At 65.3% G+C, this 21,723-nt stretch carries 21 protein-coding genes and 1 tRNA gene; 15 read left to right on the top strand and 7 right to left on the bottom strand.

Going from position 1 to position 21,723, the window contains the following annotated elements; translation table 11 throughout:
• Window positions 1-72: 72 nt before the first annotated feature.
• The 8 genes from dusB to hflX all read left to right on the top strand — a co-directional run bounded on the left by dusB (window position 73) and on the right by hflX (window position 10,173).
• Window positions 73-1,101, top strand: a complete 1,029-nt coding sequence (gene dusB, locus ABUE31_RS19060; protein WP_367725306.1) for a tRNA dihydrouridine synthase DusB — start codon at window positions 73-75, stop codon at window positions 1,099-1,101.
• A complete protein-coding gene (locus ABUE31_RS19055) occupies window positions 1,098-2,225 on the top strand; it encodes a two-component system sensor histidine kinase NtrB (protein ID WP_437344154.1) in 1,128 nt (375 codons plus the stop codon). The genes dusB and ABUE31_RS19055 overlap by 4 nt, the downstream gene beginning before the upstream one ends.
• The gene (gene ntrC, locus ABUE31_RS19050) at window positions 2,222-3,682 is read left to right on the top strand and encodes a nitrogen regulation protein NR(I) (protein ID WP_367725305.1); all 1,461 of its coding nucleotides are present in this window, start codon (window positions 2,222-2,224) and stop codon (window positions 3,680-3,682) included. Before ABUE31_RS19055 ends, ntrC begins: the two co-directional genes overlap by 4 nt.
• Window positions 3,683-3,805: 123 nt before the next feature.
• Entirely contained in the window at window positions 3,806-6,094 is a 2,289-nt protein-coding gene (locus ABUE31_RS19045) for a sensor histidine kinase NtrY-like (protein ID WP_367725304.1), read from the top strand.
• Complete coding sequence (gene ntrX, locus ABUE31_RS19040) at window positions 6,084-7,445, top strand: nitrogen assimilation response regulator NtrX (RefSeq protein ID WP_367725303.1); 1,362 nt, start codon at window positions 6,084-6,086, stop codon at window positions 7,443-7,445. The genes ABUE31_RS19045 and ntrX overlap by 11 nt, the downstream gene beginning before the upstream one ends.
• A gap of 83 nt (window positions 7,446-7,528) precedes the next feature.
• Complete coding sequence (locus tag ABUE31_RS19035; protein ID WP_367725302.1) at window positions 7,529-8,389, top strand: D-amino-acid transaminase; 861 nt, start codon at window positions 7,529-7,531, stop codon at window positions 8,387-8,389.
• 134 nt (window positions 8,390-8,523) lie between these two features.
• A complete protein-coding gene (gene hfq / locus ABUE31_RS19030; protein ID WP_367725301.1) occupies window positions 8,524-8,772 on the top strand; it encodes an RNA chaperone Hfq in 249 nt (82 codons plus the stop codon).
• On the top strand, window positions 8,773-10,173 hold the full coding sequence (gene hflX, locus ABUE31_RS19025; protein ID WP_437344153.1) for a GTPase HflX: 1,401 nt from the start codon (window positions 8,773-8,775) through the stop codon (window positions 10,171-10,173).
• On the opposite strand, the gene mazG is transcribed toward hflX, so the two are convergent.
• Window positions 10,170-11,003 (bottom strand): nucleoside triphosphate pyrophosphohydrolase, encoded by an 834-nt coding sequence (gene mazG / locus ABUE31_RS19020; RefSeq protein ID WP_367725300.1) that lies wholly within the window; start codon window positions 11,001-11,003, stop codon window positions 10,170-10,172. The genes hflX and mazG overlap by 4 nt on opposite strands.
• A 142-nt stretch (window positions 11,004-11,145) precedes the next feature.
• On the opposite strand from mazG, the gene ABUE31_RS19015 reads away from it, so the two are divergent.
• The 3 genes from ABUE31_RS19015 (at window position 11,146) to ABUE31_RS19005 (ending at window position 14,927) form a co-directional block, all read left to right on the top strand.
• A complete protein-coding gene (locus tag ABUE31_RS19015) occupies window positions 11,146-11,466 on the top strand; it encodes a hypothetical protein (protein ID WP_367725299.1) in 321 nt (106 codons plus the stop codon).
• A gap of 253 nt (window positions 11,467-11,719) precedes the next feature.
• Window positions 11,720-13,645 carry a L,D-transpeptidase family protein gene (locus ABUE31_RS19010; RefSeq protein ID WP_367725298.1) on the top strand — a complete coding sequence of 642 codons (1,926 nt, stop codon included), beginning with the start codon at window positions 11,720-11,722 and terminating at the stop codon, window positions 13,643-13,645.
• 616 nt (window positions 13,646-14,261) lie between these two features.
• A complete protein-coding gene (locus ABUE31_RS19005) occupies window positions 14,262-14,927 on the top strand; it encodes a thioesterase domain-containing protein (protein ID WP_367725297.1) in 666 nt (221 codons plus the stop codon).
• A 116-nt stretch (window positions 14,928-15,043) separates the two neighbouring features.
• On the opposite strand, the gene ABUE31_RS19000 is transcribed toward ABUE31_RS19005, so the two are convergent.
• Window positions 15,044-15,118, bottom strand: a tRNA-Val gene (locus tag ABUE31_RS19000).
• A 67-nt stretch (window positions 15,119-15,185) separates the two neighbouring features.
• Complete coding sequence (locus tag ABUE31_RS18995) at window positions 15,186-15,869, bottom strand: phosphoglycolate phosphatase (RefSeq protein ID WP_367725296.1); 684 nt, start codon at window positions 15,867-15,869, stop codon at window positions 15,186-15,188.
• 230 nt (window positions 15,870-16,099) lie between these two features.
• On the opposite strand from ABUE31_RS18995, the gene rpiA reads away from it, so the two are divergent.
• The 3 genes from rpiA (at window position 16,100) to gor (ending at window position 18,935) form a co-directional block, all read left to right on the top strand.
• Window positions 16,100-16,795: a ribose-5-phosphate isomerase RpiA gene (gene rpiA, locus ABUE31_RS18990; protein ID WP_367725295.1), complete on the top strand. Its 696-nt coding sequence runs from the start codon at window positions 16,100-16,102 to the stop codon at window positions 16,793-16,795.
• A gap of 23 nt (window positions 16,796-16,818) precedes the next feature.
• A complete protein-coding gene (locus tag ABUE31_RS18985; RefSeq protein ID WP_367725294.1) occupies window positions 16,819-17,445 on the top strand; it encodes a DUF2059 domain-containing protein in 627 nt (208 codons plus the stop codon).
• A 98-nt stretch (window positions 17,446-17,543) separates the two neighbouring features.
• Entirely contained in the window at window positions 17,544-18,935 is a 1,392-nt protein-coding gene (gor, locus tag ABUE31_RS18980) for a glutathione-disulfide reductase (RefSeq protein WP_367725293.1), read from the top strand.
• A gap of 46 nt (window positions 18,936-18,981) precedes the next feature.
• Here gor and ABUE31_RS18975 read toward each other — a convergent pair whose 3' ends face one another.
• The gene (locus ABUE31_RS18975) at window positions 18,982-19,359 is read right to left on the bottom strand and encodes a hypothetical protein (RefSeq protein ID WP_367725292.1); all 378 of its coding nucleotides are present in this window, start codon (window positions 19,357-19,359) and stop codon (window positions 18,982-18,984) included.
• 179 nt (window positions 19,360-19,538) lie between these two features.
• On the opposite strand from ABUE31_RS18975, the gene ABUE31_RS18970 reads away from it, so the two are divergent.
• A complete protein-coding gene (locus tag ABUE31_RS18970) occupies window positions 19,539-19,814 on the top strand; it encodes a hypothetical protein (protein WP_367725291.1) in 276 nt (91 codons plus the stop codon).
• 25 nt (window positions 19,815-19,839) lie between these two features.
• On the opposite strand, the gene ABUE31_RS18965 is transcribed toward ABUE31_RS18970, so the two are convergent.
• From ABUE31_RS18965 to ABUE31_RS18955, 3 genes are all read right to left on the bottom strand, one after another.
• Entirely contained in the window at window positions 19,840-20,502 is a 663-nt protein-coding gene (locus ABUE31_RS18965; RefSeq protein ID WP_367725290.1) for a Crp/Fnr family transcriptional regulator, read from the bottom strand.
• A gap of 107 nt (window positions 20,503-20,609) precedes the next feature.
• Entirely contained in the window at window positions 20,610-20,969 is a 360-nt protein-coding gene (locus tag ABUE31_RS18960) for a diacylglycerol kinase (protein WP_367725289.1), read from the bottom strand.
• 105 nt (window positions 20,970-21,074) lie between these two features.
• The gene (locus tag ABUE31_RS18955; protein ID WP_367725288.1) at window positions 21,075-21,491 is read right to left on the bottom strand and encodes a GFA family protein; all 417 of its coding nucleotides are present in this window, start codon (window positions 21,489-21,491) and stop codon (window positions 21,075-21,077) included.
• Between the last annotated feature and the right edge of the window lie 232 nt (window positions 21,492-21,723).

Here is a 21,723-nt window from a genome sequence, read left to right as displayed (position 1 = left end):
GAGTCCAGGTTGCATGCTCGGCCGAAACTGTCTAGTCGTTGGGCAGATTGGAGCGATGCTTGGTTTTTATGCATGTCCGGACTCGTGAAACTCGCTGACCCGCTCGCCCTCGGCAGCGTCACGATCCGAAACCGCGTGTTTCTGGCGCCCATGTCGGGCGTGACGGACGAGGCATTCCGCCGCCGCGCCCATGCGCATGGCGCCGGGCTGGTCGTGTCCGAAATGGTGGCGAGCGGCGAGCTTGCCAGGGGCCGCCTCGATTCGGGCCGGCGCGTGAGGCACTCGGGCCTGCCGGTCCACATGGTGCAGCTCGCGGGCCGCGAGGCCGGCCATATGGCGGAAGCCGCCCGCATCGCCGAGGCCGAAGGCGCCGACATCATCGACATCAACATGGGCTGTCCGGCGAAGAAGGTGACCGGCGGCTATTCCGGGTCGGCGCTGATGCGCGACCCCGACCACGCACTGACCCTCATCGACGCTGTCGTCGGCGCCGTCGACGTGCCGGTGACCCTCAAGATGAGGCTGGGCTGGGACGAGACGGCGCTCAACGCGCCACCTTCCCCCCGCCGCGCCGAGCAGGCCGGCGTCCGGATGATCACAGTGCATGGGCGCACGCGCTGCCAGTTCTACAAGGGTCGGGCCGACTGGCGTGCGATCGCGCGGGTCAAGGCGGCGATCACTGTGCCGCTGGTGGCGAACGGCGACGTCGGCATTCCGGCGGACGCGGCCGCCGCACTGGAACTGTCCGGCGCCGATGCCGTGATGATCGGCCGCGCCAGCTACGGCGCGCCCTGGGCGCCGGGCGATATCGCGCGCGCCGCAGGCAGCAGCGCCGGCAACGCCGCGCCGGCGCGCGGCCGCGACCTCGCCGACTATGTCGTGTCCCACTACGAGGACATGCTGTCGCTCTACGGGACCGAAAGCGGCCTGAGGCAGGCGCGCAAGCACCTCGGCTGGTACATCGACCGCCACGCCCCGGAACTGCCGGCGGGGCTGCGCGCCACGATCATGACCGAGCACGACACCGGCCGGGTCATCGCCGGCCTGCGGGAGGCGTTCATGCCCGGGGCGGACGTACAGCAGGAACAAGCCGCGGCATGAGCATGACCACCGAGGCGGAAGCCGCGCAGATCCTTCTGAACACGATCCGCCGCCCGGTCGTCATGATCGGGCCGGAAGGCAACATCACCTACGCCAACGCCGATGCCGAAGACTTCTTCCGGTCGAGCGCCGCCGGCCTCTCGCGCAAGACGCTGGAGCATTTCGTGCCGTTCGGCAGCCCGATCCTCGCGCTCGTCGACCAGGTTCGCGCGCGCAAGGCGCCGGTCAACGAATACCGCGTCGACGTGTCGTCGCCGCGCGTCGGCATCGAGAAGGTGGTCGACCTCTATGTCGCGCCGGTGCCGGAATACCCAGGTTCCGTGGTGGTGATGTTCCAGGAGCGGTCGATGGCGGACAAGATCGACCGCCAGATGACACACCGAAGCGCGGCGCGTTCGGTCACCGGGCTCGCCGCCATGCTGGCGCATGAGATCAAGAATCCGCTGTCGGGCATTCGCGGCGCAGCGCAGCTTCTGGAGACGGCGGTGTCCGACGAGGACCGGGCGCTGATACGGCTCATCACCGACGAGACCGACCGCATCGTGTCGCTGGTCGACCGCATGGAGATCTTCTCCGACGAGCGGCCGATCGACCGCTATCCGGTGAACATCCACGTGGTGCTCGATCATGTGAAGGCGATCGCCAAGAACGGGTTCGCCAGCCAGATCAGGATCATTGAGGACTACGATCCTTCGCTGCCGCCGGTCTACGCGAACCGCGACCAGCTCATCCAGGTGTTCTTGAACCTCGTGAAGAACGCGGCCGAGGCGGTCGGCAACACGCCGGAATCAGAGATCACCCTGTCGACGGCCTTCCGGCCAGGCATGCGGGTTTCGTTCCCGGGCACCCAGGATCGCGTCTCGCTGCCGCTCGAGTTCTGCGTGAAGGACAATGGACCCGGCGTGTCCGACGACATCCTGCCGATCCTGTTCGACCCTTTCATCACCACGAAGCCGAACGGGTCCGGACTGGGGCTGGCGCTGGTGGCCAAGATCGTTGGCGACCACGGCGGCATCATCGAATGCGATTCGACGCCACGCGGTGCAACCTTCCGCGTGCTGATGCCAGCCTGGAAAGATGTCTCGGCTCCTGCCGAAGACGAGGCCGAGGGAGGCCAGGAGTGACCGTACAGGGCAACATTCTCGTCGCCGACGACGATGCCGCGATCCGCACCGTGCTCAACCAGGCGCTGTCGCGCGTGGGGCATCAGGTGCGTGTCACGTCCAACGCCGCCACGCTGTGGCGCTGGGTGGCCGCGGGCGAGGGGGATCTCGTCATCACCGACGTCGTCATGCCGGACGAAAACGCGTTCGACATGCTGCCGCGCATCAAGAAGGCGCGGCCGGAGCTGCCGGTGGTCGTGATGAGCGCGCAGAACACCTTCATGACGGCCATCCGAGCGTCGGAGACGGGCGCCTACGAGTACCTGCCCAAGCCCTTCGACCTCAACGAACTGCTCAACATCGTCAACCGGGCGCTGTCGGAACCGCGCCGGCCGAAGGTCGACAACCGGTCAGACGAACACGGCGAGGCGATGCCGCTGGTCGGGCGGTCGGCCGCCATGCAGGACATATACCGCATGCTGGCGCGCATGATGCAGACAGACCTGACGGTGATGATCAGCGGCGAGTCGGGCACCGGCAAGGAACTGGTCGCGCGCGCCCTGCACGAATATGGCCGCCGCCGCACCGGGCCGTTCGTCGCCATCAACATGGCGGCGATCCCGCGCGACCTCATCGAGTCGGAACTGTTCGGTCACGAGAAGGGCGCCTTCACCGGCGCGCAGAACCGCTCGACCGGCCGTTTCGAGCAGGCCGAGGGCGGCACGCTCTTCCTCGACGAGATCGGCGACATGCCGATGGAGGCGCAGACGCGCCTGCTGCGGGTGCTCCAGCAGGGCGAATACACCACGGTCGGCGGTCGCACGCCGATCAAGACGGACGTGCGCATCGTGGCGGCCACCAACAAGGACCTGCGCACGCTGATCGGCCAGGGCCTGTTCCGCGAGGACCTGTTCTACCGGCTCAATGTCGTTCCGTTGCGCCTGCCGGCGCTGCGCGAGCGCGCCGAGGACGTGCCGGACCTGGTCCGGCACTTCTTCAAGCAGGGCGAGAGCGAGGGCCTGCGCACGAAGCGCATTTCGAGCGGCGGCATCGAACTGATGAAGCGCTACCCCTGGCCGGGCAACGTGCGCGAACTGGAAAACCTGATCCGCAGGCTGGCCGCGCTCTATCCGCAGGACGAGATTTCGGCCGAGATCATCGAGTCCGAGTTGAAGACGGGTGAGGAGGCGACTGCCGCCGCGGGCGGCGCGATGGTGCCTGAGAACCTGACGATCGGCCAAGCGGCCGAGCACTATCTGCAGCGCTACTTCGCCAGCTTCGCCGGCGAACTGCCGCCGCCCGGCCTCTACCACCGCATTCTTGCCGAGGTGGAGTACCCGCTGGTCCTGGCGTCGATGACCGCCACGCGCGGCAACCAGATCAAGGCCGCGGAACTGCTCGGCCTGAACCGCAACACGCTGCGCAAGAAGATCAGGGAACTCGGCGTGAACGTCTACCGCGCATCCAAGCCGTCCTGACGCCTCGCAGGCCCCACCTCCGGTTTCCGTACGGGAAAACGTGTCAGAAATGCCACGCCTCGTTGCACAATTGCCACAATGCGTTGCATAGATCGGCACAAACCGTGGGAATCATGAAGTGTAATGGCATTCCAGTCTGCGGCGATTCCTGACCGACCCTTCGAGCCGACTGTCGTCTCCGACGGCCGTCGCCTGCTCGCGTTGCCAGGCGTCATCGCCGTCGTCGGCGCGTTGGTCATGGCGGCGATCTCGTTTGCGATCCTCGTCGGCGTCACGCCGATCGCGCCGGACGAGACGACAACGGTCGTGCTGATCGTCATCAACGCGCTGTTCGTCGCCGTCCTGATCGCCCTGATCGGCCGCGAGGTGCATCGTGTCGCCATGGCGCGGCGGCGCGGCAAGGCCGCCTCCCGGCTGCATATCCGCATCGTCGCCATGTTCTCGCTGATCGCGGTGCTGCCGGCGCTGCTCGTGGCGATCATCGCGTCGATTACGCTCGACATCGGCCTCGACCGCTGGTTCGAACTGCGCACCAAAACGATCATCAACTCGTCGCTGTCGATCGCCGAGGCCTACGTGCGCGAGAACGCGCGCAACCTGCAGGGCACGACCCTGTCGATGGCAAACGACCTCGACAATGCGCGCCCGCTCTACGGCCTCGACCGCACCGGCTTTCGCGAGTTCCTGAGCCGGCAGGCGGTCGGCCGCGCGCTCGCTCACGCAGCCCTGGTCAGGGTCGACGGCTCGTTCATCATGAATGCCGAGACACGGTCGGACTTCGACATGCCGCCACCGCCCGCGGACGCGCTCGATCGGGCGAAAGGCGGACAGCCGGTCCTGATCGAGCCGCGCACCAGCAACATCGTCGGCTCGATCATCAAGCTGCGGCAGATCGAGGACGCCTACCTCTACACGATCCGCCTGGTCGATCCGGAAGTCATCCGGGCGCGCCAGATCGTCACCGCGAATACCGACGAGTACCGCGCGCTGGAGGCGAACCGGCGGACCACGCAAATCGCCTTCGGGCTGCTCTATCTCGGCCTGACCCTGATCATCGTGCTCTCGGCGATCTGGACCGGCATCGCGGTCGCCGACCGGCTGGTTCGACCCATCCGCCAACTGATCAGCGCCGCCGATGAGGTGGCGACCGGAAACCTCGACGTGTCGGTGCCGGTGCGTCCATCCGATGGCGACGTCGCCTCGCTCGGCGATACGTTCAACAAGATGCTGCTCGAGGTGAAGTCGCAGCGCAACGAGATCCTGCACGCCAAGGACCTCGTGGACGAACGCCGCCGCTTCTCCGAGGCGGTGCTGGCCGGCGTCACCGCAGGCGTCATCGGCGTGGATCCCTATGGAACGATAACCATCGTCAACCGTTCGGCAGAAACCATGCTGGCGCTGCCTGCCGACGAATCCGTGGGAAAGAACCTGTCCGCGCTCCTGCCCCATGTCGGCAAGGTTTTCGAGATCGGCCGCCGTTCGGGCCGTGCCGTCTACCGCGAACAGGTCACCTTCTACAGGACCGGCGCCGAACGCACCTTCAATGTCCAGGTGACTATCGAAGGCGGCGACGACGACCAGGACGAAAAGTCCTACGTCGTCACCGTGGATGACATCACGGACCTTGTGCAGGCGCAACGCTCGTCGGCCTGGGCGGACGTCGCGCGCCGCATCGCGCACGAGATCAAGAACCCGCTGACGCCGATCCAGCTGTCGGCCGAGCGCATCCGCCGCCGCTACGGCAAGGTGATCACCGAGGATCGCGAGGTCTTCGACCAATGCACCGACACGATCATCCGTCAGGTCGAGGACATCGGCCGCATGGTCGACGAATTCTCCGCCTTCGCGCGCATGCCGAAGCCCGAGATGAAGCGCATCGACCTGCGCGAGGCGCTGCGCGAGGCGTCCTTCCTCGTCGAGGTCAGCCGTTCCGACATCAAGTTCGAGCGCGAGTTCGGCAGCGAACCGCTGAAGGGGACGTTCGACAGCCGCCTGATGGCCCAGGCGTTCGGCAACGTGGTCAAGAACGCCGCCGAGGCGATCGAGGCGGTGAGCAAGGAGATCGGCGGCCAGGGCGCGATCCGCATCCGCGCCGGGATTGTCGACGGAATGATCCGGGTCGACGTGATTGACAACGGCAAGGGTCTTCCACGGGAGAATAGGCAGCGCCTGCTCGAGCCCTACATGACGACCCGCGAGAAGGGCACGGGTCTTGGCCTGGCGATCGTCAAGAAGATCGTCGAGGACCATGGCGGCTGGCTGGAACTCCATGATGCGCCGACAGATTTCCATGGCGGACGCGGTGCGATGGTTTCCATGATTCTGCCCGCGTCTTCCGGCAAGGGTGCCGCTGAGCGCGCCGAATCGGACGGAAACGGCAGTGAGAGTGGGAAGGTAGAAAATGGCGTCTGACATTCTCGTCGTCGACGACGAAGAGGACATCCGCGAACTCGTCGCCGGTATCCTGAGCGACGAAGGGCACGAGACGCGAACCGCGCACGACGCGGACAGCGCCCTGGCGGCGATCGCCGACCGCGTGCCGCGGCTCGTCTTCCTCGACATCTGGCTGCAGGGCTCGCGCCTCGACGGGCTGGCGCTGCTCGACCAGATCAAGACGATGCATCCGAACCTGCCGGTCGTGATGATCTCGGGACACGGCAACATCGAGACCGCCGTGTCGGCGATCCGCCGCGGCGCCTACGACTTCATCGAGAAGCCGTTCAAGGCCGACCGGCTGATCCTCATAGCCGAGCGGGCGCTCGAGACCTCGAAGCTCAAGCGGGAGGTTTCGGACCTGAAGCTGCGCAGCGGCGAGACGTTCGACCTGGTCGGCATGTCGTCGGCGATGAGCCAGCTTCGACAGACCATCGAGCGCGTTTCGCCGACCAACAGCCGCATCATGATCGTCGGCCCATCCGGTTCCGGCAAGGAACTGGTGGCGCGCGCCATCCATGCAACGTCAACGCGCAAGGGCGGACCGTTCGTCAGCGTGAACGCGGCGACGATCACGCCCGAGCGCATGGAGATCGAACTCTTCGGTACGGAATCGAACGGCGGCGAGCGCAAGGTCGGCGCGCTCGAGGAGGCGCATCGCGGCATCCTCTACCTCGACGAGGTCGCGGACATGCCTAAGGAAACGCAAAGCAGGATCCTGCGCGTCCTGGTCGACCAGCAGTTCGAGCGGGTAGGGGGCACCAAGCGCGTCAAGGTCGACGTGCGCATCATCTCCTCGACCGCCCAGAACCTGGAGGCGATGATCGCCGAAGGCCGTTTCCGGGAAGACCTCTATCATCGCCTGGCGGTGGTGCCTGTGATGGTGCCCGGCCTTGCCGAGCGGCGCGAGGACATCCCGTACCTCGTCGACCATTTCATGAAGCAGATCGCGCGGCAGGCAGGCATCCGCCCGCGGCGCATCGGCGACGACGCGCTGGCGGTGCTGCAGGCGCATAACTGGCCGGGCAACGTGCGCCAGTTGCGCAACAACGTGGAGCGCCTGATGATCCTGGTGCGCGGCGACGACGCCGACGCGCCGATCACCGCCGACCTTTTGCCCTCCGAGATCGGCGATGTCATGCCGCGGGCGCCCAGCCAGTCCGACCAGCACATCATGGCGTTGCCGCTTCGCGAGGCGCGCGAAATGTTCGAAAAGGAATATCTGATCGCGCAGATAAACCGCTTCGGCGGCAACATTTCGCGGACCGCCGAATTCATAGGCATGGAGCGCTCGGCGCTTCACCGCAAGCTGAAGTCCCTTGGCGTCTAAGGCGGCACGGGCTCACCTTCCTGCGGGCGTCGGCGTCGTGTCGGCGCCGGTATCAGAATCCATTTTCTCGGGGTCGTCTTGAAATGCCGCGCGTTGCCTATGTGAACGGGCGCTATCTTCCGCATGCCAGCGCCGGCGTGCACATCGAGGACAGGGGCTACCAGTTCGCCGACGGCGTCTACGAGGTGTGCGAGGTGGCGCGCGGCTTTATCGTCGACATGCGGGGGCACCTCGACCGCCTCGACCGCTCGCTGCGCGAATTGAAGATCGGCTGGCCGATGTCTCGATCTGCGTTGGAGGTCGTGATCGGGGAGGTTGTGCGCCGCAACCGGGTGAAGATCGGCCTCGTCTACCTCCAGGTCACGCGCGGCGTCGCCGGCCGCGACTTCCTGTTTCCCGCCGGCGTCAGGCCCTCCCTGGTGGTGACCGCCAAGAAGGTCGATCCCTCCGTTGGCGCCAAGCGGGCGGAAAACGGCATCAAGGTGATAACCGTGCCGGAAAACCGCTGGGACCGCGTCGATATCAAGACCGTAGGCCTGCTGCCGAATGTGCTGGCCAAGGAAGCGGCGAGGGCCGCGGGCGCCCAGGAGGCATGGTTTGTCGACCGCGATGGGAACGTGACCGAGGGCGGCTCGTCGAACGCCTGGATCGTGACGAAGGATGGCGTCCTGGTGACGCGTCCGGCGGACCGCGGGATTCTCCGCGGAATCACCCGTACGACCCTTTTCAAGGTTGCCGCCAAGCTCGGCCTTAAGGTGGAGGAGCGCGCCTTCACCGTCGCCGAAGCCAAGGCAGCGCGTGAGGCATTCATCAGTTCGGCGACCACCGTCGCCACCCCGGTCGTGGCGATCGACGGGGAGCCGATCGCCAACGGGCACCCGGGCTCCATCGTACTTTCTCTGCGGAACGCCTTTTTTGACGTTGCGGAAAAGCGGCAGGCCTGATAACCGGCTGCGCATAATCTTCAATTACCTTCCATTGCCGCCGCCAGCGGCAAGGGGAGGCTGTATGCTTGACAGGCGCAATTAAATTTGGCGCATTGTTGTTGGGACGATCCAGGTAGCGAAAGATAAGAACAATGGCGGAACGCTCGCAGAATCTTCAGGACCTTTTCCTGAATTCGGTCAGGAAGACCAAGAACCCGTTGACGATATTCCTCATCAACGGCGTGAAACTGACCGGCGTCGTCACCTCGTTCGACAATTTCTGTGTTCTGCTGCGTCGCGACGGGCATTCTCAGCTCGTCTACAAGCACGCCATTTCCACCATCATGCCGAGCCAGCCGGTTCAGATGTTTGATGGCGAGGAATCCGGCCAGGGCACCTGATTGGCAAGACAGAAGAGCGCAGGCCAGGGGGCGAGCGAACAGTCGGCCAAACAGGCCGGTGTGTCGCGCATTGCCGCGCCGACGCGTGCGGCGGTCGTCGTGCCCGTCCTGCCACGCGCTTTTCGCCCTGACGAGGAAGCGTCCCAGAGCCGTCCGAGGCTGAGCAGGTCGCCCGACGCGCGCCACGCGGAGGCCGTCGGCCTCGCGCTGGCGATCGATCTCGACATCGTCTGGAGCGCCGTGATCACGGTCAACGACCCGCGGCCCGCGACCCTGCTCGGAACGGGCAAGGTCGAAGAAATCGCCGCGGTCGTCGAAAGCGAGAAGGTGGAAGTGGTGATCGTCGATCACCCGCTCACGCCGGTGCAGCAGCGCAACCTCGAAAAGGCGCTCAACGCCAAGGTGCTGGACCGCACGGCGCTGATCCTGGAGATTTTCGGCGAACGGGCGCGCACCAAGGAAGGCGCGCTTCAGGTCGAACTCGCGCATCTCGAATACCAGCGCGGCCGTCTGGTCCGAAGCTGGACCCACCTTGAGCGGCAACGCGGCGGCGGCGGCTTTCTGGGCGGCCCCGGCGAAACCCAGATCGAGGCCGACCGGCGCGTCCTGCAGGACAAGATCGTCAAGCTGAAGCGCGAGCTCGAAACGGTGCGGCGCACCCGCGACCTGCACCGCGCCAAGCGCAAGAAGGTGCCGTTCCCGGTTGTTGCGATCGTCGGCTACACCAATGCCGGCAAGTCGACTCTCTTCAACCGGCTGACGGGCGCCGGCGTGCTCGCCGAAGACATGCTGTTCGCCACGCTCGACCCGACGCTGCGGCGGGTGCGGCTGCCGCACGGCACGCCGATCATCCTGTCGGATACCGTCGGCTTCATCTCCGACCTGCCGACCCACCTCGTCGCCGCCTTCCGCGCGACGCTGGAGGAGGTGGTCGAAGCCGATGTCGTGCTCCACGTGCGCGATATCGCCGATCCCGACACGGCGGCCCAGGCGGAAGACGTCGAGCGCATTCTGGCCGACCTTGGCGTCGACGCCAACGACCGCAGCCGGGTCATCGAAGTGTGGAACAAGATCGACCTGCTCGACGAGGGCAGCCGCGCCCGGCTGCTCGACGATCGACACGCGGAAGGCGAAGATCTGCCGGTGGCCATTTCGGCCGCCACGGGCGAGGGCATCGATGCGCTGGCCGGCCGCATCGAGCGCCGCGTCTCCGGTGAACTAAAGGAGATCAGGGTCACGTTGCGCCCAGACCAGCTGGGACTGACCGACTGGCTCTACCGCAACGGAGACGTCGTCGCGCGCGAGGACAACGAGGACGGCAGCGTGTCGATCTCGATTCGCGCGACAGAATCGGCGCGCGCCGAAATAGAAAGCCGGCTGGGCGGCAAGAACGCGGCCTAAGCAGGCCTTTCTTCAACTTTCGCCTGCTGCCAGAGTTCTTCCATCTCATCCAGCGTTGAAGTGTCGAGCGTCCGGCCGGACGCATTGATCGCGCGTTCGACGTGATGGAAGCGGCTGCGGAACTTCTCGTTGGTGCCGGCGAGGGCGGCCTCCGAATCGATCTTCAGGTGGCGGCCGATGTTGACCAGCGCAAACAGCACGTCGCCGAACTCGTCCTTCGCGGCGGCGGTGTCGCCGCTGGACAGTGCCTCGCGCAACTCGCCGATTTCCTCCTCGATCTTGTCGAGGATCGGCGCGGCTTCGGTCCAGTCGAAGCCGACGCGGGCCGCCTTCTCCTGAAGCTTCAGCGCGCGGGTGAGCGCCGGAAGGGCAACGGGGACGCCGTCGAGGTATCCAGCGCCATGGTCTTCCGCGGGCAGGCCGCGGGCGACCCGCGCGGAGCGCTTCAGCGCTTTTTCCTCCGACTTGATCCTTTCCCACATGCCCTTGGCCATGCCGGCGCTGCGCGCCTGCTCGTCGCCGAACACGTGCGGATGGCGGCGGATCATCTTTTCAGTGATCGCCTCGACGACATCGCCAAAGGTGAATTCCTGCGCTTCTTCAGCCATTTGCGCATGGTAGACAACCTGAAGCAGGAGGTCGCCGAGTTCCTCGCGCAGGTCGTCCATGTCGCCGCGCGCGATGGCGTCGGCCACTTCATAGGCTTCCTCGATCGTGTAGGGGGCTATGGTCGAGAAGGTCTGCTCGACGTCCCACGGGCAGCCGGTGCCCGGGGCGCGCAGGGCCGCCATGATCTCGATCAGTCGTAAGATGTCGCGGGAGGGCTTCATCGGCGCATGCTAGCCCGCGGCGCGGCGACGAGAAACAGCGTTTGCGGGCAGCCCCGGGATTTCCACAATTCGCCGCTGATGTGCTTGTGACGCGCAGAGCGGCGGCCGAATCGAATCGGCGCGAGCGTTGGGAGGTCGGTCCATGGCGATGTCGGCGGGCGGCGGCCCTGCTGCGTTCTTCTTCCGCCGCTGGCGGCGCGAGGTTCCGCTCGGGCTGCTGTTCTGGCGCGACATGGTGGTGGTTGGGTCGCTCGTCAACCTGGTGGCGGCGTTTGGCGGCCTCGTGGCGCTCGGTCTCAAGGCCGATCTTGCCACTGCAATGGCGATCTTCTTCGCCCCGTTGCCCTACAACGTCTTCCTTGCCGCCGCCGTTTGGCGCACCGCGGATCTCGTTCCCGACGGGCAGGCGTGGACGGCCAGGACCGGCGCCGCCCTATGGCTGGCGCTGGCCACGGTGCTCTAGCCTCTCGGCTGCGTGAACCATTTTCGGTCGGTTGCGTTGTTGCAAAGTCCCGCGCCGGTTTGCGAAGTTGAAAGGCGTCCCGCTGCGGCCCGGCGATGAATTTGCGCTCACGGGGTTGTGAAGCGGTTTGGCAACACGAGCAACGAAATTTATGGGAGCTTAACGTTATCGGTATGAATCGCTAGTGTTGCGCCTTACACCCGCCATGGTGCCTGACGATGCATTTCATGCGGCGAATGGAAATGGATCACCTATGACATTGATCACGAGGAAGGTTTTCCTGCAGGCCACCGTACTGGTCGGCTCGTTCGCAATGGGAATGCCCTCGGCGGGTGCGCAGTCGCTCTTCGAAAATCTGTTCGGCGGCGGCGTGCGCAGCCAGCGACTTGATTCGGCGGGCTACACATCGCGCAGCGGCCGCCTCGACAGCGGCGGCTACCGCAAGAACCAGCAGCGACTGCCGCTTGAGCCGCCGCGCACCAACGTGCGCCGTGGCGGCGTCCCCGTGGCGAAGATCAGCGCGCCGTCCTACTACAACTACAAGGCCGTCGAGCTGCAGCGCGTCGATTTCGCCACGCTGGCGGCGATCGGCCAGTCCGCCTCGCTCGACCAGGCGACGTCGGGCACCGCGTTCCGCGAGGCCGCGGCGGCACTCGCCGACTACGAACTGTTCGCCGAACCGGCGATCGGCAAGGCCATCGTCGAATACTACGCCGCCAATCCCGATTTCATCTGGGTCGACGAGGTCGGCGTCAACGCGCGGGCGCGCGATGCGCTGCGCGTCCTGGGGGAGGCGGCCGGGTACGGCCTGTCGCCGGCGGACTATGCCGTTACCGTACCCTCGGTGACCAGTTCCGTCATCGCCACCGGCGCCGGCGGCCGCAAGGCCGACCTGATCCGTTTCGAGATGGCGCTTTCGGCGCGCGTTCTGCGCTATGCGCGCGACGCCGGCGTCGGCCGTGTCAATCCGAACAAGCTGTCGGGCTACCACGACCTGCCCGAGAAGCCGTTCGACATGGTGGCGGCGCTGAGGACGTTGTCGTTCACGGGCGATGCGCGCGGATGGCTGGAGGCCCGGCACCCCACCAACGAGGCCTATCGCGCGCTGCGCATCGAGCTCGAGGCGCTGAAGGCAAGCGCCGAGAACGAAATCGTGGTCGATCCCAAGCTTCTGCTGAAGCCGGGCCAGGCCAACCCGGAACTGGGCAAGATCCTGCAGCTCATCGCGCGCGACCTCGACGACGAGATGGGGGGCGAGTACGGCGAGCTCTTGTCGCAGCGGGTGGCAAGCGAGACCTATGACGAAGACCTCGTGCCGGTCATCAAGGCGGCGCAGGCTAAGGAAGGGCTGAAGCCGGATGGTGTGATCGGGCCGCGCACGGTCTCCGCGCTCGCCGGCACCTCGAAGGCCGACCGGATCGAGAAGGTGACGATCGCCCTCGAGCAGTTGCGCTGGCTGCCGCACGAGCTCGGCGAAACGCGCGTGTTCATCAACCAGCCGGCATTCACGGCGCAGTTCTTCGACAACGGCGTCGAGAAGCTCAACATGCGCGCCGTCGTCGGCAAGCCGTCGAACCAGACGAGCTTCTTCTACGACGAGATCGAGCAGATCGACTACAATCCGTACTGGGGCGTGCCGCAGTCGATCATCGTCAACGAGATGCTGCCGCGCTTGCGCAACGACCCCGGCTACCTCGACAGGGCCGGATACGAGGTGACCGACTCCAGGGGCCGTCGCATTGCCTCGTCGTCGGTGAACTGGTGGGCCTATGGCTCCAAGGTTCCCTACAGCGTTCGCCAGACACCCAGCGAGGCCAACGCCCTCGGCGAGTTGAAGATCCTGTTCCCGAACAAGCACGCGATCTACATGCACGACACACCGCAAAAGGCCCTGTTCGACCGCGACATGCGCGCCTTCAGCCACGGCTGCGTGCGCCTCAAGGATCCGCGCGGCATGGCCGCCGCCGTGCTCGGCAAGTCGGTCGACTACGTCGCGGCGAAGCTGAGGCAGGGGCACTCGACGGAGAAGACCCTCAAGATTCCCGTCTATGTCGCCTACTTCACCGCCTGGCCCGACAAGCACGGCCAGGTCGAGTATTTCGGCGACGTCTACGATCGCGACGCGCGCGTCAAGCTGGCCCTGGAAAAGACGGACGCGGTTCGCGTACCAAGTAGCTGATGACCAGTAGGAGGTTTGTCGAGCGTCCACGCGGTCGCTTGGCGCTCAAAGACCTGGGCGCGGCCCGCTCTTTGTCCCGGACCCCCTGAAAGGCAAACGCCGCCCTGAAGGCGGCGCTCGACAAATCTGCGTAAGAACTATTGTTCTGGATTCTGCTGCGGGATTGAAAGCGCACCGCCAGCGGCGACCCAGCTCAGCATCTCACGGCGCAGGAGCGCCGGCTTCTCATATGCCTTCTTCATGATACCCCCGTTCGCTTGACCCATGGGAAGTCTCACAGACTGGTGGTCTGGTCAACCTTTGGCCGGAATCGCGGATGGGTGAGCCCGTGCAATCGATCGTTGCAGGGCATCTGGCGGGCGAGGCAGAGAACTCAGTTTCGCATGCACCGTTTGGTTCAGCCTCTGACCATCGGCAATGCGACCCGTCAGCCCGAGAATATTGCCGTCAACGGCAACAGGCGCGAGTCATGGTAGAAGGTCGGCTGGTGCGACGCTAAAGGGGGCGGCCTGCCATCAGATCCAAGAACAAACGGCACTTCGCGCGAAAGACGATCGAGCTTGGCGACGGGTCAGCACCTTGCCGGTCACGGTGTCCCGGCGAGGAGACCCGAACGGTGACGCATTTTGTGAGTGATTTCGAGGCGCTGCTCGTCTATCACGGGCCGTCCTCGACCAGATCACCCGCGACATCGATGAAACAGCGCTGCCTGCAATGGATCGTCATGCTCGCCGCGATCCTGCTGCTTTCGTTGCCAGCCGGAGCGGCATCGACCCGCTACCGCGGGGACGTCTACCTGCTGCGCGGATTTGGCGACGTGTTTTCGGAGGGGCTGGACCAACTCGGCGCCGATTTCGCAAAGGCCGGGGTTCCGTTCAAAGTTGTCAGTCACGGCAACTGGAGAGGCGTCGCCACCACGATCATCGCAAACCAGAAGAAGTCCGGTCCCAAGCCGGTGGTGCTGATCGGCCACTCGCTCGGCGCCAACAACGCAATCCGCGTCGCGCAGCGTCTCAAGACAGCCGGGATCAAGGTGACCTGGCTTGTCACGCTGGCCGCGACCGCGCCGCCGCTCGTTCCCTCAAACGTGCGCAAGGTCACGAACCACTATTTCAGCCATGGCGGCTGGGGCGCTGTCGTCCACCCCGGGCCGGGTTTCCGCGGCAGACTCGAAAACATCGACCATGCCGGCAAGGCCGAGATCGGCCACTTCAACCTGGATCAGCAGCCGGCAATCCAGCGGGCCTTGCTGCGCAGGGTGAAAGCCATCGTCAGGCCCTGAGGCTTCGCCGTGGGGAAGTGGTGCTCTGCCGCGCGGACGCCGGAAAAAGGGCGATGACCGAGCATCGGTCGAAAATCCCGAACCAACTGAAACATGGTTTTGCGGCTGGTGGTGCATGGTGGGCGATGCAGGGATTGAACCTGCGACCCCACCCGTGTGAAGGGTGTGCTCTCCCGCTGAGCTAATCGCCCGCCGCCGGCCAGAGGCCGAAGCGAGCCGCGATATAGGCCGCCGTCCGCTGCGAAGTCAAGGATGCGATCAGAGGTTCGATGCGGCGATCAGACGCTCCGCGGCCGCCACCGTCAGTTCGTCGAAATGCGATATCACCTGCGACGGTTCGAATTCCCGGACGTGGCGGTCGGTATAGCCGAAGTCGACCGCGACGACCGGAATCCCGGCCGCCTTGGCGGTGTCGATGTCGGTTCTCGAATCGCCGACCATGACGGCCCTGGACGCGTCGCCTCCGGCCAGCCTGATCGTCTCGGTGAGATGGCGCGGGTGGGGCTTGCGGACGTCGAAGGTGTCCTGGCCGCAGATCGCCGCGAAGTATCCGCTCATTCCCAGCGAAACGAGGAGGCGCTTGGAGAAGTCCTCCGTCTTGTTGGTGCAGACGGCTAGCAGGTGGCCCGCATCGCGGAAACGGTCGAGCGCCTCGACCACACCCGGATATGGCTTCGACTGGCCTGGAATGTTGGCGCCGTAGTGCTCCAGGAACAGCGCGAACAGCCTGTCGTGCTCGGCGACGGGAAGGTCGCGGCTCTGCGCCTTGTAGGCCCGCTCGATCATGACTCGCCCGCCATGGCCGACATACTGGCGAAAACCGGTGACATCCGTGCGCGCGGCCCCGCCGGCGTCGAGCGTGTGGTTCAGGCTGTCGAGCAGGTCGGGAGCCGTATCGACGAGCGTACCGTCGAGGTCGAATACGATGATCGGCTTGCCCATGGGTCTGTCATTCCTGCTTGGCGAAAGATTTGTCGCATGGGCGATAGCCCGGCGCGCGGCGCGCCGCAACCCGACCAAGCGCTTTGCCGCGCCGGTCAAAGGTGGTACGAGCCGCGCGACGCTACCGGGCAGGGGCGGGCGGGCAGGGGACCTTGTCCCGCTTCGGCCCGGGCAGATTTTCCGAAGGGCGCGCGCGGTGTTCGCGCATGTATTGGCGACGGGTGAGGCTTATGGACGCGAAGGCTCTCAAGATCGAAGCGGCGAGGGCCGCCCTGGCCGAGGTCAGGGACGGCATGCGCCTTGGCATCGGAACCGGCTCGACCGCCGCCGAGTTCGTTCGACTGCTGGCGCAAAAGGTCGCCGAGGGCATGACGATCATCGGGGTGCCGACGTCGGAACGCACGGCGGCGCTCTGCGACGAACTCGGCGTCAGGCTGTCCACGCTCGAAGAGACGCCTGAGCTCGACCTGACGATCGACGGCGCGGACGAGATCGATCCCGGGCTCAACCTGATCAAGGGAGGCGGCGGGGCGCTGCTCAGGGAAAAGATCGTCGCGGCGGCGTCGGCGCGCATGATCGTGATCGCCGACGAGAGCAAGCTGGTCGACACGCTGGGGCGATTCCCGCTGCCGATCGAGGTCAACCGATTCGGCCTCAGGGCGACCGAGATCGCCATCGCCCGCGCGGCGGCCGAACTCGGCCTTTCGGGCCCGCTGACATTGAGGGTGACGAACGGCGAGCCATTTGTTACAGACGGCGGACATTTGATCCTGGATGCATCTTTTGGCCGCATTCCGGATACAAGAGCGCTGTCGAATGCTCTTCGCGCCATCCCCGGCGTCGTCGAGCACGGACTGTTCCTGGGCATGGCCGGGCTGGCGATCATTGCGGGCGCCGACGGCATCAGGTCCGTCCAGGCAAACTGACAAAACAGGGAGTTCTACTTCACATGACCTTGGCTCATCGCGTCCGCCGAACCGCTGTTTTGCTTGCGGCGTCGGCTTTTGTCGCCGTCGCCTCGCAGGCCGTTGCGCAGGAAATCTCCGAGGCGCACCTGAAGGCGGCGCGGGCTACCCTCAACGCGGTCAAGGCGACGGAATCCTACGACCTGCTGCTGCCGGCCGCGGCCCAGATGCTGAAGCAGGAACTCATCCAGCAGAACCCCGACCTGACCGACCTGATCACCTCGACGGTCGACGAGAAGGCGCTGGCCCTGGCCAGCCGCCGTGCCGACCTGGAGCGCGAGGCGGCGCTCGTCTACGCCCGCACCTACAGCGAGGCCGAACTCACGGCGATTGCAACCTTCTATGCCAGCGAAGCCGGCAAGAAACTGCTGTCGCAGGGGCCGATCGTCGCGCGTGAGGTGACCCGGGCCGCCGACATCTGGCAGCGCGGCATCCAGCGCGATCTCGCGACCGAAGTCGGCAAGCAGATCGAGCAGGTGGTGGCCGCGCAGGTGAAGGCCGACAAGGCGATCAGCGACGCAGCCGCCCCCGCGCCGCAGGACGGCGAAGCGGCGGCCGCGCCGGAAGGCGAAGCGCCGGTCCTGCAGGGTCTCGACAATCCGATCCAGTGACGCTGGCGCCCGCGGAACAAGCCCGGCCCAGCGCCGGGCTTTTCTTTTCGGCCATCGGCACCTAACTGTGATCCGCCACTTTCGCGGAGCCTGAGACCATGCCGACATACGACTACGACCTTTTCGTCATCGGCGGCGGTTCGGGCGGTGTGCGCGCGGCGCGACTGTCGGCCGGGCTCGGCAAGCGGGTCGCAGTCGCCGAGGAATACCGCTACGGCGGCACCTGCGTCATCCGCGGCTGCGTTCCAAAGAAGCTCTACGTCTACGCCTCGCAGTTCCCCGAACATTTCGCCGATGCCGCCGGATATGGCTGGACGGTGCCCGAGGCGAGCTTCGACTGGCCGACCCTCGTCGCCAACAAGGACAAGGAGATCGCCCGGCTGTCCGGTCTCTACGAGAGCGGGGTCGCCAACGCCGGCGGCGAGACATTCCATAGCCGCGCAAGCCTTGTCGATGCACATACGATTCGCATCGAGAACGAGGACCGCACGGTCACTGCCGAACACATCCTGATCGCGACGGGCGGAAGGCCGAACCCGCATGTGGCGCTGCCGGGCCACGAGCACTGCATCTTCTCGAACGAGGCCTTCGACCTGGCCGAACTGCCGAAGTCGATCGTGATCGCGGGCGGCGGCTATATCGCGGTCGAATTCGCCAACATCTTCCACGGCCTCGGCGTCGAGACCACGCTGATCTATCGCGGGATGGAGATCCTGCAGCGGTTCGACATGGATCTGCGCCACCGGCTGCATGAGGAGATGGCGGCCAAGGGTATCCGCATTCTCTGCCACACCATCTTCGAGCGAATCGACAAGCGCGCCGACGGCAGGCTGGCGGCTACTCTGAACAGCGGCGAGACCATCGTCGCCGACCAGGTCATGCTTGCCATCGGCCGAATTCCCAACACGGAAAATCTCGGGCTCGAGGCCGCCGGGGTGAAGACCGGCGTCAGGGACGAAATCATCGTCGATTCCCTGTCGCGGACCAATCTCGACAACGTCTGGGCGATCGGCGACGTGACCGACCGGGTGCAGTTGACGCCGGTCGCGATCCATGAGGCGATGTGCTTCGTCGAGACCGCGTTCAAGGACAATCCGACCGAACCAGACCACGACTGCATCGCCACGGCGGTGTTTTCGCAGCCCGAGATCGGGACCGTCGGGCTTTCGGAAGACGAGGCGGCCAAGCGCTTCGAAAATCTCGAGATCTACAGCGCAAGCTTCCGCCCGATGCGGCACACGCTGTCGGGACGGCAGGAGAAGATGCTCACCAAGCTGGTGGTGGACGCGGAAACTCGGCGCGTGCTCGGCGCGCACATCCTCGGTCCCGACGCCGGCGAGATGGCGCAGCTTCTCGGCATCGCGCTGAAGGCCCGCCTCACCAAGGACGACTTCGACCGGACGATGGCCGTTCACCCGACTGCGTCGGAAGAGCTCGTCACGATGTACCGGCCGAGCTACCTGGTACGCAACGGAAGCCGGGTCGACTGAGCCGCGGCGGCGTCAGCCCCTGGGCCTCGGGCAGGCCGTTCGAAGGTCAGATGTAGATGCCGCGTCCGTGGCACGCCTGCTGGACCGCGATGGTGCGCTCGGTCGGCCCGCCGATGTCGGCAAGGGTGAAGCTCTGCCCGCTCAGATGTCCGTAGAACGGCGTGTCGCCCGTCCCGGGATTGACGTAGCCGCAGACAACGACGGAACCGTTTGCCTCGCGCTGGGCGATCATGGTGCGGAACGTCGCGGCGTTGTCGGCGAGCCGGGTGCGGACGGCGACTTCGACCGCGGCGCGGTCTGCATCGGTCAGGGTCACCGAGGCGCCCGCGCCCTGTGTGCTGGGTTTCGCGGCATTGGAGCCGCCTTGCGTCGATGAGCATGACGCGACAGCCAGCAGCGAAAGCAGCGCAACAAGTCTGAGCATGTGTCCCTCCATAAGGTTGCGACCTTCTCGCAATGCGACGTCTCACGCAATAGCGGCCGTTGTAAGGGCCGTTCCAGCTACTGTCCGAGGTCAAGTGGTAGGACCACAATTTCACTCGCTATTAGCGGTGGACGGCGTAGCATGGAGCGATAGGGGCATGTGTTTCGGAGATCGCAGCAGTGACCGGCCTTGCCTTCAACACCGACCGCAAACCATCCTGCGACGAACTTGTTTCGGTTGTGCTTTCGGGCCATCCGCTGGGTGAGCCGATCTCGACGAGCCGCGTGATCCTGGAGTTCCGCAAGGCAGATCCGGGGCGTTTGGAGCCGGATGAGGAAATCGTCGCCTCGATTGTCCGCATCGCCACTGGTCGGACCATGTTCGTCGCATTCGATCACCGGGAGCATGCGGACCGCTCGGACCATCTGCCTGAAAGGCCGAACATCCACCGCTGACCGCCGACGACCCGCGCGATGCAGCCTAGCGTGCTTCCCGCCTCAGGCTGAGATAAGTCGGGTCGAACTCTGAAAGTCTTGCGAGCTGGTCGAAATCGCGGATCGTGACCTTTCCGTCGCGCCATTCGACGAGGCCTGCTGAACGCAATTCCTGCAGCTTCCGGTTCACATGGACCACCGAGAGGCCGAGCACGTCGCCGAGTTCCGCCTGCGTGACGGGGAAGCCATAGGTGAAGTCGGAGGCGATGCCGGCAGCCTCGAGACGCACATAGAGTTCGCAGATCAGATGGGCGAGATGCTGCTCGGCCGAGCGCCGACCGAGGCAGGTGATCCAGGTGCGCTGGATGGCGCCGTCGATTGTCGTCGACAGCCAGAACAGACGCGCGAGGTGAGGGCTCTGTTCGGTGACTTCCCTGATCCTCTCGTGGGGTACGAAGGCGACCTTGCACGGGCCAAGCGCCACCACGCTATGGTCCATGACCTTCAGCATCATGCTGTGCAGATCGACGAAGTCGCCGGGCACGTGCACGGCTGTGATCTGCCGCTCGCCGGAGCGCAGCGACTGGCTTCGCGCGGCGAACCCGGACGTGACGAGGCAGCTTTCCTTCTGGCGGGTACCTTCCCGCACGATCTCTTCGCCGGCCGCGAACACGGCCGGTCGTGCAGGAAGCTCGCCGATGATTCTCACCTCGTCGTCGCTAAGACTATCCCGACGCTCGAGGCTGCGCAGAAAGGCAGCGGTTTGGACCATGGGCCGACAACGTTACAGTCCGAGGAAGGTTCCAAGGCGGCCTGTCAGAACGGCGAGCCGAACAACGTCTCGACGATAGCCAGGCCCCAGACGATCAGCGCCAGCATGATCGAGATCAGAACCGCCAGCGAACCGCAATCCTTGGCGAGTTCGATGTCGATGTGGAACTCGCGCGAAACCGCGTCGCAGGTGGCCTCGATGCCGGTGTTAAGCACCTCGACCATGATCAGCAGGAGGACCACGCCGACGAGCAGCCAATAGCCCCGCCACGAGTTGGACAGGAACCAAGCCGCCGGCAGCGCCAGAGCCAGGAGGATCAGTTCCTGCTGGAAGGCTGTCTCCGTGGTTGAAAGGCGCCTGAACGCGCGGACCGAATTCTGCCAGGCCTTGATCAGGCGTTCCATGGAGACCTCACGAAGGGACGGAAGCCGCTCGCTTTAGCGCAAGATCGACGGCAAGGGGAACAATTTCGGCGATGGTCCGCGCGGTCCGCTCTGAATTTCGCGATGTCAGTCGCCTGCGACCTTGACGTCCGGCGTCGACCGCTCGAACTGCGGCAGCCCGTCTGCGACGTCGTAGTAGTCGCCCTTGTCGGCGATGAAGATATGCGCTTCGGGTTTCAGTCCGCTCGGCTGGTCAAAGGCGCCGGCCATGACCGATATCTCGTCCGATTCATTGTGTTTCCAGAACAGCGCCGAGCCGCAGACGGAGCAAAATCCGCGCCTGGCAAACGACGAGGCCTCATACCAGGTGATGCTGTTGCCGCCTTCGATGGCGAGATCGACGTCGGCGACATTGGTTGCGGCGTAGTAGAGGCCGGTCTGTTTGCGGCATTGAGAGCAATGGCAGTAGATCACGCCGCGCAGCGGACCTGATGCGGTGAAGCGGACGGCGCCGCAAAGACATGCCCCGCGATGGTCAGTCATGCTCTTCTACTCCGTATGACAACCCAGATCACCACAAGCGGCGACCCTGCATTGCGCCGTTCTCTGCGCGGCTCCCGGCAATGCTCTGCCCGGCCGATCCCGTCAGGGCAGCGCAGCCGAGGACACCATGAACCGCCCGCAAGCCGTTCGCAATTAAGGAAAATTTAGCCTGCGTTTCCCTATAGTCAATTCAAGCGAGGATGCATCTGGGGCGCATCTCATCGTGATCCAA

It is taken from the genome of Mesorhizobium marinum (assembly GCF_040813675.1).
Lineage (GTDB): Bacteria > Pseudomonadota > Alphaproteobacteria > Rhizobiales > Rhizobiaceae > Mesorhizobium_K > Mesorhizobium_K marinum.
The sequence above is the reverse complement of the archived record's forward strand: the minus strand, read 5'-3'. Positions and strand labels throughout refer to the sequence as shown.